Source organism: Methylocaldum sp. 14B (assembly GCF_002005105.1).
Classification (GTDB): domain Bacteria; phylum Pseudomonadota; class Gammaproteobacteria; order Methylococcales; family Methylococcaceae; genus Methylocaldum.
This window is the reverse complement of sequence record NZ_MSCV01000034.1, coordinates 1-12,426: the sequence shown is the minus strand read 5'-3', so window position 1 is coordinate 12,426 and position 12,426 is coordinate 1. Positions and strand designations below refer to the sequence as shown.

The window sequence follows — 12,426 nt, the reverse complement described above, 5'->3', positions numbered from 1 at the left end:
GCGGTGCGGTTTCGGAGCGGGTCTATTAGAATAGCCGTAGACATTAAGAGTAGCATCGATTTGAGGATTGATGCCCGGCGCGAGAGCTAAACGGAGTATCCAATGAACCTACATGAATATCAGGCGAAGCATTTGTTTTCGTCCTACGGCTTGCCGGTCCCCCGCGGCACCCCGGCATTTTCGGAGCGAGAGGCGGTCGAAGCTGCGACCGCCTTGGGCGGCGGGCAGTGGGTGGTGAAGGCCCAGGTGCATGCCGGCGGGCGAGGCAAGGCGGGCGGCGTCAAGCTGGTCGGCAGCGTCGATGCGGTCGGGGCCTCGGCGGGTCAATTGCTGGGGTCGCGTCTGGTTACCGCTCAGACGGGCAGCGCCGGGTTGCCCGTGAATGCCGTGCTGGTCGAGGAAGTCCGCCCGATTGCGCGGGAGCTTTACCTGAGCGCGGTGGTGGACAGATCCAGCGCCAGGGTGCTGTTTTTGGCGTCCAGCGCCGGCGGAATGGATATCGAAGAGGTGGCTGCGCAGCACCCCGAGAAAATTCTGAGTCTGACGGTCGATCCTGCCGCCGGACTTCAGGCCTACCAGTGCCGGGAAATCGGCTTTGCCCTGGGGCTTCGGGGCGACCAGGTCAACGCGTTGACCAAGATCATGAACGGAATGTATCGGCTGTTTTTGGACAAGGATTTGAGCCAAATCGAGATTAATCCCTTGGTGGTGACGGAAGACGGTGCGTTACTGGTGCTGGACGCCAAGATCAACATCGACGACAACGCCTTGTTCGCCCATACCGATCTGGCTGAGCTCCGCGATCCGGCCCAAGAGGATCCCAAGGAGTCTGCGGCCCGCCAGCATGGACTTAGCTATGTCACGTTGGACGGGAATATCGGTTGTATGGTGAACGGGGCGGGACTCGCGATGGCGACGCTGGACGTCATCAAGCTTTACGGGGGAGAGCCGGCCAATTTCCTGGATGTGGGCGGCGGAACCACGGCGGAGAAAGTCGCCGAGGCGTTTAAACTGATTTTGTCCGACGCGAAGGTGAAAGCTGTTTTGGTGAATATTTTCGGCGGCATCGTACGCTGCAATCTGATCGCCGAAGGCATTATCTCGGCCGTCAAAGAGGTGCACGTTCAGGTGCCGGTGATCATTCGGCTCGAAGGAACCAATGCCGAGGAGGGCCGGCGCTTGCTCGAGCAGTCCGGTTTGGCGCTGATAACCGCGTCGGATTTGGACGAGGCGGCGAAAAAGGCTGTGGAGGCTGCGCAATGAGCATACTCGTCGACAAGAACACCAAGGTCATTTGCCAGGGATTTACCGGCAAGCAGGCCACTTTCCACTCTCAGCAGTGTCTGGAATACGGCACCCGGCTGGTCGGCGGCGTGACGCCGGGGCGTGGCGGGCAAACCCATTTGAATTTGCCGGTGTTCGACACGGTCAAGCAGGCGGTACGCGAAACGGGCGCCACGGCCAGCATGATTTACGTGCCCCCGCCGTTCGCGGCGGATGCCATCCTGGAAGCGGCCGACGGGGGTATAAAAGTGATCGTCTGCATCACCGAGGGCATTCCCGTGCTGCACATGCTCCGGGTCAAAGCGGCCCTGGCCCATTACGACACCGCATTGATCGGCCCCAACTGCCCCGGCGTGATTACGCCGGGCGAGTGCAAGATCGGCATCATGCCCGGTTTCATTCATCGAAAGGGTTCGGTGGGCATCGTGTCCCGATCCGGGACCCTGACTTACGAAGCCGTGCATCAAACCACCAAAGCGGGACTCGGTCAGAGCACCTGCGTCGGGATCGGCGGAGATCCCATCAAGGGCTTGGATTTCATCGATCTTTTGGCTTTGTTTCAGAATGACGATCAGACCAAGGGCATCATTCTGGTCGGCGAAATCGGCGGCAGCGCCGAGGAAGAAGCGGCCGAATACATCAAGGCGCATGTCACGAAGCCGGTAGTCGGTTACATCGCCGGTCTCACTGCGCCGCCCGGAAAACGCATGGGTCATGCCGGTGCGATCATCACCGGCGGCAAAGGGACGGGAACGAGCAAAGTGGCGGCCCTGCGGGCTGCGGGCGTGGACGTCGTCGATACGCCTACGGATATGGGGCAACGGATGAGTGCACTGTTAGGGAAGCCCTGAAAAGGCTTCTCCGGTTTCAGGGCGCCCAGCATGTAGGCTGGGGTGAGGAACGAAACCCGGCATTGTCGCGGGGTTGCCGGGATTCCTTCGTCATCCCGGCCTACGTTCGCCGCTGAGTTGACGAACGGGGAGGTTAGAGCGTTTTTCTCCGCCGTTTAGCGGTGAGGATCGGGAAATGCGTAGGTCGGCAATCCCTCGCCGACTTATCGGCTCGGCAAAGGACTTCGTCGGCAAAGGATTGCCGACCTACGTTCTTCCCGCCCGATACGAAGCCGTACACCGGCATGAAAAACGCTCTAAAGCGACCGTTTGCGATTGGGAAAGGAATGTCGACCTACCGTACCTTGGGGCGCGGCGTCAAACCGGAAAACGCTCTAACCTCCCCGCATTCTGCGCTGATCCGGCGTGATGGTCTCCAGCCTGAATGCATAGCTGCCTTGCTTGCGATCGGCGAAAAATAGACGCAGCGAGCGATAAACCGTTTCGAAGGAGATTTCGGTCCAGGGGATCTCGTCCTCCCTGAACAGGCGCGCTTCCAAGGTTTCCGAGCCGGCCGAGTAGCGTTCTTCCAGCATGTGGGCACGAAAGAACACGTACACCTGCGAAATATGGGGAAGGCTGAAAATGGTGTACACCGAGTCGAGCTCCACCTCGATATTCGCTTCCTCGCGAGCTTCGCGGCGGGCGGCGTCCGGCAAGGTTTCGCCGAGTTCCATGAAGCCCGCGGGCAGTGTCCAATAGCCGAGACGCGGTTCGATGGCGCGCTTGCACAGCAGTATCCGGTCCTGCCACACAGGAATGCATCCGGCGATCAGCTTGGGGTTCTGATAATGGATGGTCCCGCAGGAGTCGCAGATGTGGCGCGGACGGTCATCGCCTTCGGGAATGCCCGTTCGAAGCGATGTTCCGCAGTGTGTGCAATAGTTCATCGGCCGTATGGTGCCTCAGGCTTGGGCGGCACTGTCGCGACCAGTTCACGAGTGCTTCCGCCCGTTGCGGTGCATTGATCAGGCGATCATGCTCGAAATCAGTTGATCCTCAAGTTCGATGCGCATCGCCAATTCCTCGCCGAGCTTGGACAAATCATCCTCGAGATGGGTTTTGAGCCCGTCTCCGATCAGCGTTTCGTACTTGTCGTTGAACTCCACCGCCGCATCGGTGGTTTCGGCGATGCGAGGGTAAATGTTTTCCGCCAGTTCAAGTACTTTCCGCCTTCGTTCGGTTCCGTCGATGATGCGTTGGTAAATCCCGAAATGCCCCAGCGATATGTAATCGATGAGCAATTGGCAGAACTCCTGGACTTTCGTCCGAAGGGGCTGCTCGACCGTAAAGGGCTTCATTCCCGCAATTGTGCAGTACAGCGACCAAACTTGCCGCCTCTCCTCCAGAAGCTCCTCGATCATGTGATTCGTGTTTTGCCTGCGTTCGTTGATGCTCGCACTCATCATGACTGTTCCTGATTTTTCTTTTCCAGAAAGGCGGGCATACATTATGCCATCTTCCGCAGAGGAACAATCCTTTGCCGCAAAGTTAAATACCTTTAGGCGCGGCCAAGAAGGGGGGGGAATCTTACGGTGGAGCGATGGAGACCCGGAGTCGATCTCCGGCCGTTCAACTTTCGGCCGGTCGGCTGTCCGCGGAGAGGAGCCGCGAGAATTCTTCTATCGACTGCGGACGTTGCGCGGGATCTACGATCATGGCCAAATCGATGGCTTGCAGCAGATTTTGCGGATAGCGGCGTTTGAACGCTTTGACCGCCGGGATGAGGCTATCGCGTTCGGCGCGAATCGGAGCCGCGGGAGGCGGGAGGCCGTCCAAGCACATCCGCATGGTTGCGCCTATGGCGTAGATGTCGCTCCACGGGCCTAAGGCGCCGTCGTCCTGATATTGTTCGATGGGAGAGAAGCCGTTGGTCAGGACTTTGCCGATTCGCGTGTTTTCCTCGTACGGATAAGGCTGCGAGGCTCCGAAGTCCAGCAGCAAAGGATCGCCGCCCGAACGGATCAGAATGTTCTGCGGTTTGATGTCGAGGTGCAGCAGCCCGTTTTGGTGGATCGTCCTGAGGCCATCGAGGAGCGCCGGAAACACCATGCGCAGGAACTGATCGCTCACACCGTTTTTCTTTTCTTTCAGCAGATAATCGCCCAGGATTTTTCCATATTCGAAGGTCATTACCAGGTAGACCGTCGAGTTGGCCTGAAAGAAGTTCAAGACCTCGACGATGTTGCGATGTTTGAACCTGGTGAGAACTTTGGCTTCTTCAAGAAACAGTCGCCGGCCGCGCAGGAACATCGAGCGAGTTTCTTCGCTGTTCGGCACCACGTGATTTTCCGGCGTGCGATGCGCCAGGCGGCGCGGCAGGTACTCTTTGATGGCTACCTGGTGCTGGTCGGCCAGCTGGCGCGCCAGGTAGACGGAACTGAATCCGCCCCCGGCCAAAGGGCGCTCGATCATGTATTGATCGACGATCGTTCCGGACTTCAAAAAGTAAAACTCTTTCGGAGGCTTGTCCGAAGAGTCTGGCCAGAGTTTCCGCATGGGAGGATTCAGCTTAATATTCCGTTCTTTCGCATTAGGGTTTTACGCAGGACCGACTTCAGTTCTCTCCCCTCCGGAAAAAAGGGCGAACCGACAAAATTCGGGACAGGCCAGAAGACTTAAATGCGTGATTCAATTTACTCAGTATAAAGCAAGATTTTCCATGATCCGCAGCATGACCGCTTTCGCCAGCGGCGAACGAGAAATTCGGGACTGGCTTTTCACCTGGGAGGTACGCTCGGTCAATCACCGCTACCTCGATCTTTCCCTGCGTTTGCCGGATGCATTCCGCTTTTTGGAGCCTGCCGCCCGCAGCCGCGTCGGTGCGCTCATCAACCGAGGGCGCTTGGATTGCATTTTGTCCTATAAGAAAAGCGTCGAAGGCGGCGCCGACATCCGCATGAACCGTGAGTTGGTCACCAAGCTGTTGGCGACCGCCCGGGAGGTGGACGATCTGAGCGATAGGCCCTTGGCCGGCTTCAGTGCCCTGGACGTCTTGAAATGGCCGGGCGCCTTGCACGAGCCCGAGGCCGACCGAGAGCAACTTGCCGCCGAAATTCTCGACCTTTTGACCGACGTGCTGAAGCAAGCCATAGTCGTACGGGAAAACGAGGGGCGCCAATTGGCGGCTTTGTTGAAAGAACGCTGCGTCAAACTGCGGGAACACGTATCGTCGGTGCGGGCGCGTATGCCGGAAGTACTCCAATCCATTCGGCAGAAGATCATGGCACGGCTGGCCGAAGTCTGCGCCAATCCGGATTCCGAGCGGCTGGAGCAGGAAATGGTCTACCTCGCACAGAAATTGGATGTCGACGAGGAACTGGATAGGCTCGATGCCCATGTCGATGAAGTGCTGCGGGCCTTGCGCCAGAAAGAGCCGGTGGGCCGCCGTCTCGATTTCCTGCTTCAGGAAATGAACCGCGAAGCCAACACGCTAGGCTCGAAATCCGCCGATGCTGAAACGACCAAGGCCTCGGTCGAGATGAAAGTGCTGATCGAACAAATGAGAGAACAGACGCAGAATATTGAGTAGCGTTTCACGCCAATTCACGAAATCTCATGATCCCTGGAAGCCGCTATTAACGCGGCTTTCTTTATGCCATACTGTTTCACGTCGTATCACAACATTTCGAAAATGCCGTGTACCCGGACGTGTACCCATAACGGTAATAGGTACACGTTTACGGGTACACACCCTGGAGGGGCTATGGGCAAGCTTTCAGACGTGCAGATTAAGCAGTGGATCAAGGCTGGCGAACGGTTCGATATGCGTAGCGATGGCGATGGGCTGTATCTGAGTTTTCGTAAGGACTATTCGATCCCGGTATGGCGGTTCCGATATCGCTTTGCGGGGAAGCAGCGTGTTATGAACATGGGCAGCTACAGCGATCTATCCTTAGCAGATGCGCGGAAGCTGGCGAAGGAGTTGCGGGCAAAGGTCTCCTTGGGTCACGATGTGGCAGCCGAGAAACAGGAGCGCAAAGCGGAAGCTGCGGCCAAGATCGAAGCCGAAAAGAATTCCGTGACCGTGGGGAAACTGGCCGACGAGTATTTCGAGAGAATGATTCTCGGGCGCTGGAAACACCCCAACATCGTGCGTAGCCGGATCGAGAGGGACATCAAACCGAGTATCGGGAAGATGAAGGTGGAGGACGTGAAGCCTGTCCACATTGACGCCATGCTACAGAAGATCGTCAAACGCGGGGCGCCGACGATCGCCAACGACGTTTTGCGCTGGACCCGGCGCATGTTCGATTTCGCGGTAAAGCGCTACATGGTGCAGTACAACCCGGCGTCCGCTTTCGACCTTTCCGACGCGGGCGGGAGAGAGGAAGCACGGGACCGGGCGTTATCGCGGGAAGAGCTGGTCATGCTGTTCGAGGCGATGAGAGACGCCAAGGGCTTTAGCCACGAAAACATGCTGACGGTGAAGCTCTTGCTACTGCTGGCCGTGCGTAAGCAGGAACTGACCGGAGCGCGGCAAACCGAGTTCGACTTGGATAACGCTGTGTGGCACTTGCCGGCGGAGCGAGTCAAGACAGAGACGGCTATCGATATCCCCTTGCCGCCTGCTGCTGTTGAGGCCTTACGCGAACTCCAGCAGCTCGCGTGTGGCTCGGAATGGCTGTTGCCGGCGCGAAAGGCGCAGCACCGCATGATTCCCCATATTCACGAAAACACGTTGAATGTCGCCATGGCAAAGCTGAAACCGCTCATGCCGGGAGTTTCGCCATTCTGCATTCACGATTTTCGAAGAACGGCGCGCACGCATTTGGCTGCGCTTGGAATCGATCCCCACATTGCCGAACGCTGCCTGAATCACAAGATCAAGGGTATCGAGGGGATTTACAACCGACACGATTATTTCGACGAACGACGCAGGGCCTTGGAATTATGGGCAAAGTTCCTAGATGCCTGTGAAAAGGGTAGCGACTGGAACGTGATCCCGTTGCGTCGGCCGGCGTGATCGACTCCTGATTCGGCGCGGGGGACCGCCGGTAAGCCAGGAGGGTTAAAAGCGAGTCGGAGTGGTGCAGCCTCACCAAACCGACCCCAACCACAACCCATCTGACGAAGAGGTGAAATCATGGCTATCGTTGATCTTACACCTGCTGAGACTCAGAAACTGGTCTTTCGGAATGCCGATCGCCCTTTTACAGAACTCTTTAGCCTACTCGATGCAACTGGCGAAGTGTTCCGGAAGTGTGACGATACGACCTTGGAGGCAATCAAGCAGCATACCTCTACTCCCTGGATACTTTGGAGAACGGCATATAGGGCATCGGCAAGCTGATCTATGAGAACGCCACACTCGAAAACGGGGCGAACCTGAACGCCATTCGTGATGTATCGTGGCTAGTCAACGAGATGGCTAATCTCGCGGGGGCAATACGGGTCGTCGAATTGAATGTCGGCTATGAGTTCCACGAGCGCGCGTCAGCGGGCTCCGAGCCGTTTTGACCAGGCTAAACGGCCGGCAAGAGCCGTTAGCGATAGCATTTCAAACTAAAGGGGGGTGCTGTTATGGCTAATAACAATGGGCGCCAAGTGAGCGAACTCGATCATGAAGCACTCGATTTCGAGGAACTAGGCCTGGCGCTGTGCAATGCGCTGGCCGTTGTCGAGACGTGCCGCATTCTGTCCAATTATTCCGTAGTCAAGGTGGCAGCGAACTACGATCTCGACGATATCACCATCCCTAACGCCTTGCTGTGCGCCCACGGCGAGATCAAGCGGGCACTGAAGATGCTTGGTCCCTATGGGGCCAGTTGGAACAAAGCGGCGGGAGTCGCGAACGAGGTGCACGATGGATAATCACCGTTCCGCGGTTATCCCTTCGCGCTCTGTCACGCCCGGCGTTTGCCAGGAAACCATCAGTATGCTCGAAACTCTTTTGGAAGAGGCTAGGAGTGGCAAGGTTCTTGGGCTGACCATTGTAGTCTTTGAGCGGGACCGAAAAATCAGTCTCGGCATAACGGGCGTGGCTAACATCGATCCGGTATCACATTGGGGCCGGTCTTTGTGTTGCAGCAAGAGCTTTATCGGCAGGTTAAGTCGGTCGATTAAAACCACATTACCGAATGGCCGCGCCTAGCCTTGGCCGGGCGAACCACGGGATACCCTTCACCTGTGTAGCGCGGCTTCCTTTGAAGGGTAACGCTCGAAGGGGGTGGTATGACGACTCCGAAAAAGCCGCGCAAGGTGGATATTCACACTCGACGATTGATTGTCCTTTCCGAAGGTGATGAAGGTGACGAGCGGCGCGGATTTGCCGAAATAGTAGACAAATATTTTGAGGAAGACCTACATAAGGGATTGATAAACCGCATCGCCGATGCGGTGAATGGGTACCGCGTCGTGATGAAGTTAAGACCTCCACCCCCAAATAAGCAATCGGAAGACCTTCGGTTACTGATTGAATCTCTCCGAGAAAGCGAGAAACGGCTTGCTAATATTCCTCTCTTTGCCATTCGCTTTGCACAACAGAAATTTGTTCCGTTCGGCCAGCGTCACCGCCTTGGGCGACCGAAATTGGAGGAAGAAATCATCGAAACTCGTGCGCACTTGGCCCATCTTGCAGGCTTCCTAGATGAATTCCTGAATACCTTTGACCTGGAAGAACTGGCGCGTACTAATCCTGGCAAGCCGGAACGTGATGCACTGGTTCTTGAATTGCTGGACATTTTTCACGCCGGAACCGAAGACGGCTATGAAGACTCGGCTAATGAACGCGCAAGCGACGCGGCTGCTTTCGTCAGCGACATTTTGAAGATGGCTGGTCTCAACGATTCCATCGATATCGCCCGCCTCATTCAACGCTTACACAAAAATTGAAACCCGCTCCGGGCGTGGATTCTTGAATCACACAAGTTTGAGCTGCGCGATTATCGTGCCCGTAATTTTTAAAACGGGTCACGCCATGTCATTCAGTAGCAACGCTCTAAATATCCTCGAAAATTTCGACCGCTTACCCGACTCGGCTTATGTACGGCAGCCGATCGTCGAGGCGCTATATGCCTGCTCGCCATCCACCGTTTGGCGGCGCGTAAGGGACGGCTCAATACCCAAACCAGAAAAGCTAGGGCCGAGGTCCACCGCCTGGAATGTCGGATTGCTCCGGCAATCCCTCAACCGCAATAAAGCGGCATAGGGAGGGGCCATGCTCGACAACAAAAAACCCGGTGCGTTGCTCCAACAGCGCAAACCGGGCTTAGGAAATACTTCACGTGTCCATTTTAGTCGCCTTGGGCACGTACCGCTAGCAGAAGCGCTAAAGCGCTGCGTTGTATCCGCAGCTACGCACGGCGAAATCACGCACCAAACCGCTGAGCGCTTGATTCAGGCGCTGGGCCTAGAAGGAGCGTAGCAATGGATGTGATTTCCAATTTCAAATCGGCCATGCAAGCCGCGGGCATTGTCCCGCCGACCGAAATCATCGGCGATGGGCGCTTGCATCGCTTCCATATCGAAGGGCAGCGGCACGGGACGCTCAACGGCGCGTACGTGCTGCATCTGGATAGGCATCCGGCCGGCTGGTTCCAGGATTTCAAGACGGGAGTATCCGGCACCTGGAAAGCCGGCGGCGGGACGTGGCGGATGGATGAGGCCACCCGGAAGCACATTGAAGAAGAACGCCGGAGGCGGCAAGCCGAGATCGAGACCCGGCACCGAAAGAAGGCGGCGGAAGCCCGCGTCTTATGGGGTAAGGCTTCACCTTGCATGGATCACCCTTACCTGAATCGCAAAGGCGTTCAAGCCCATGGCGTACGTGCCGGCAACTGGCCGAAGTGGATCGAAGGGCCAGACAGCTGGCGGCGGATTCTTGTCTCCGGGGCGCTGCTGGTCCCGATGCGAGACGAGCACGGCGAGTTGTGGAACCTGCAAGCCATCTTTCCCTCGGTTCACGCGGACTTGGGCCGTGACAAAGACTTTCTCGGCGGCCGGAAAGGGGGCCTGTTTCACATCGTCGGCAAACCGACCGACACCTTACTGATTGCTGAAGGCTACGCGACCGGGGCGACCGTTCACGAAACCACCGGCTATCGAACGTTTATCGCATTTGATGCCGGCAATCTCAAAACCGTGGCGGTGACGGTGCGAAAGGTCCATCCATGCGCCAGGATCGTGTTGTGCGCGGATAACGACCGGTTCACGGACAAGCCCATCAGGAACCCTGGACTGACCAAGGCGCGCGAAGCGGCGCTGGCAATCGGCGGCTGCGTGGCCTGCCCACAGTTCCCCGAAGGTGCGAAGGGCACCGATTGGAACGACTGGCTAATGGAGGCCCGCCATGGATGAGCCGCGCATCAAATTGGCTGTTGATAACGCCAAGCCGGTTGTTCCCCCGCACTCGGCCCCTTCGAACCCAGCGGCGGCCGATGCGTGGCCAGAACCGATCCTCCCGGGCACCGCCAAGACTCCCGACATTCCGGCGTCTCTGCTGCCGGGCTGGGTGGGAGCCATGGCCGGCGCGGTGGCCGCCTCGACGCAAACCCCCGAGGCTGCCTCGGTGATGCTGTGCCTATCGGCGTTGGCAACGGTATTACAGCGTCAATTCGAAGTGGCCCCGTGGAATGACGATTATCGCGAACCACTCTCTCTCTGGAGCTTGATTGCGCTGCCTTCTGGTTCCCGTAAAAGCGCTATTTTGACGGCCTTGACCGAGCCAATGGTGCGCTGGGAAAGGCGCGAGCGGGATCGATTGCGCGCCGAGATCGCGCGGAACTTCGCGCAACGCGAAGTAGCGGCAAAACGCGTTGAGAAGCTGAAGGCCGATGCGGGCAAGGCGAAAACCGCCGAGGATCGTGAACGGCTTGAGATCGAGATCCAGCAGGAGCGTGAGGCCATACCCGCGGAGCTGATCGCGCCCCGGATCTTCTCGGGGGACGTCACACCGGAGCGCCTGCAAGCGCTCCTGGTAGAACAGAGCGAGCGCATGTCGGTCTTATCCGACGAAGCCGGCATCTTTCAGGTGATGTCCGGCACCTACTCCGGCGGCATCGCGAATCTCGATGTGTTTCTCCAGGGGCATGCAGGAAGCCCTATCAGGGTCGATCGCGCAGGACGCGTGGCACATCTTGATCGCCCGGCCTTAAGCTTCGGCTTGATGATCCAGCCGGGGATTCTGGCCGACTCGGGTAATCAGAAGCGTTTCCGGGATTCCGGACTCTTGGCGCGGTTCCTTTATGCCCTCCCGGAAAGCAATGTCGGCACGCGGGATGTGCGCGAGCGGCGCCCGGTGCCGGACTCGGTCAAAACGGCATGGGAGGCGAATCTGCTCGACTTCTTGAACAGCCAGGAGCGGCCGGCCGGCGTGCCGCGGGTAATTCCCTTTACTGAGGATGCGCGCGAGATTTGGCTCGAATTTGCCGAACAGGTTGAGCCGGAGCAAAGGCCCGGCGGGCGGCTGGAGCATATCGCGGATTGGTCCTCCAAATTGCCGGGCGCGGTGGCGCGGATTGCAGGGCTTTTGGAGATCGCCTTGAACGGTCTTACTGCCGATGCCGTGGGCACCGATGCCGTGGCGCGTGCCGTGCTGCTGGGTGAAGCACTCATCGAACACGCCTTGGCGGCGTTTGCCCTCATGGGGGCAGTGCAGGCAGAGGAAGACGCCGCCTGCGTGCTGCGCTGGATTCAAGCCCGTGGGCTTTCCGAATTTACGCGCCGTGAGGCGCAGAAGGCAATGGAAAGTCGTTTTAAGTCTGTGGACAGGCTGAAGATCGCGCTGCGCCAGCTACAGGACTGGCACGTGCTCCGCCAGGTCGAGCGGCGGACCGAAACGCGCGGACGGCCTTCGCCTTGCTGCGTGGTCAATCCGCGAATTTTGTCGACGGGCTTGGATCGACATTAATCGGACAATTTTGGACAAAAATCTCCAAAAGGTATCTGAGAAGGGGATTTTCGCCGATTTGCCCTGATCGTCGTTTTAAGCGAATTTAACTCTTTTTTCCTTTATATATTCGATATTTAGGCTGCAAACGGGGGTGCTTCGGGTATAGTCCCGACAAAAAGACAAAAAAGATGAAATTCAAAAATACTCGACGGGCATTTTTGTCTTTTTGCCTTTTTGTCGAGGGGGTAGGGGTTGAAAACGACAGCGGGATTCGCGCGAACCGCCGCATTGCCCTGATCAAGGGGGTATTCACCCCTCGACGCGCGAATTCACGAAAATCGACGACCTACCCTCGGAGTTTAGTGCTGGTCGAAGTGGATCTTCCCTTCTGAATGGGGTTGGATAAAAGTGTTCTTACTT

General features: G+C 57.5%; 12 protein-coding genes. 9 read left to right on the top strand and 3 right to left on the bottom strand.

The genetic code is table 11. From position 1 onward, the window contains the following. The first annotated feature begins 102 nt into the window (after positions 1-102). Together sucC and sucD are read left to right on the top strand one after the other, a co-directional pair. Positions 103-1,263 (top strand): ADP-forming succinate--CoA ligase subunit beta, encoded by a 1,161-nt coding sequence (gene sucC / locus B2A78_RS20455; protein ID WP_077731907.1) that lies wholly within the window; start codon positions 103-105, stop codon positions 1,261-1,263. Then, complete coding sequence (gene sucD, locus B2A78_RS20450) at positions 1,260-2,135, top strand: succinate--CoA ligase subunit alpha (RefSeq protein ID WP_077731906.1); 876 nt, start codon at positions 1,260-1,262, stop codon at positions 2,133-2,135. Before sucC ends, sucD begins: the two co-directional genes overlap by 4 nt. A 374-nt stretch (positions 2,136-2,509) precedes the next feature. On the opposite strand, the gene B2A78_RS20445 is transcribed toward sucD, so the two are convergent. The 3 genes from B2A78_RS20445 to B2A78_RS20435 all read right to left on the bottom strand — a co-directional run bounded on the left by B2A78_RS20445 (position 2,510) and on the right by B2A78_RS20435 (position 4,619). After that, on the bottom strand, positions 2,510-3,064 hold the full coding sequence (locus B2A78_RS20445) for an NUDIX hydrolase (protein WP_077731905.1): 555 nt from the start codon (positions 3,062-3,064) through the stop codon (positions 2,510-2,512). Positions 3,065-3,142: 78 nt separating this feature from the next. Further along, on the bottom strand, positions 3,143-3,583 hold the full coding sequence (locus B2A78_RS20440) for a sigma D regulator (RefSeq protein WP_077731904.1): 441 nt from the start codon (positions 3,581-3,583) through the stop codon (positions 3,143-3,145). A 163-nt stretch (positions 3,584-3,746) separates the two neighbouring features. Then, the gene (locus tag B2A78_RS20435; protein ID WP_346425853.1) at positions 3,747-4,619 is read right to left on the bottom strand and encodes a serine/threonine-protein kinase; all 873 of its coding nucleotides are present in this window, start codon (positions 4,617-4,619) and stop codon (positions 3,747-3,749) included. A 217-nt stretch (positions 4,620-4,836) separates the two neighbouring features. Here B2A78_RS20435 and B2A78_RS20430 point away from each other — a divergent pair, with 217 nt between their 5' ends. The 7 genes from B2A78_RS20430 to B2A78_RS25825 all read left to right on the top strand — a co-directional run bounded on the left by B2A78_RS20430 (position 4,837) and on the right by B2A78_RS25825 (position 12,398). Beyond that, positions 4,837-5,706, top strand: a complete 870-nt coding sequence (locus B2A78_RS20430) for a YicC/YloC family endoribonuclease (protein WP_077731902.1) — start codon at positions 4,837-4,839, stop codon at positions 5,704-5,706. Positions 5,707-5,880: 174 nt separating this feature from the next. After that, positions 5,881-7,140 (top strand): site-specific integrase, encoded by a 1,260-nt coding sequence (locus B2A78_RS20425; RefSeq protein WP_077731901.1) that lies wholly within the window; start codon positions 5,881-5,883, stop codon positions 7,138-7,140. A 557-nt stretch (positions 7,141-7,697) separates the two neighbouring features. Beyond that, positions 7,698-7,988 carry a hypothetical protein gene (locus B2A78_RS20420; protein ID WP_077731900.1) on the top strand — a complete coding sequence of 97 codons (291 nt, stop codon included), beginning with the start codon at positions 7,698-7,700 and terminating at the stop codon, positions 7,986-7,988. A gap of 360 nt (positions 7,989-8,348) precedes the next feature. Further along, positions 8,349-9,008: a hypothetical protein gene (locus tag B2A78_RS20415; protein ID WP_077731899.1), complete on the top strand. Its 660-nt coding sequence runs from the start codon at positions 8,349-8,351 to the stop codon at positions 9,006-9,008. A 534-nt stretch (positions 9,009-9,542) separates the two neighbouring features. After that, positions 9,543-10,472 carry a toprim domain-containing protein gene (locus B2A78_RS20405; RefSeq protein ID WP_077731897.1) on the top strand — a complete coding sequence of 310 codons (930 nt, stop codon included), beginning with the start codon at positions 9,543-9,545 and terminating at the stop codon, positions 10,470-10,472. Next, positions 10,465-12,024: a YfjI family protein gene (locus tag B2A78_RS20400; RefSeq protein ID WP_077731896.1), complete on the top strand. Its 1,560-nt coding sequence runs from the start codon at positions 10,465-10,467 to the stop codon at positions 12,022-12,024. The genes B2A78_RS20405 and B2A78_RS20400 overlap by 8 nt, the downstream gene beginning before the upstream one ends. A 170-nt stretch (positions 12,025-12,194) precedes the next feature. Continuing rightward, complete coding sequence (locus tag B2A78_RS25825; RefSeq protein ID WP_143735250.1) at positions 12,195-12,398, top strand: hypothetical protein; 204 nt, start codon at positions 12,195-12,197, stop codon at positions 12,396-12,398. The last annotated feature ends 28 nt before the right edge of the window (positions 12,399-12,426 follow it).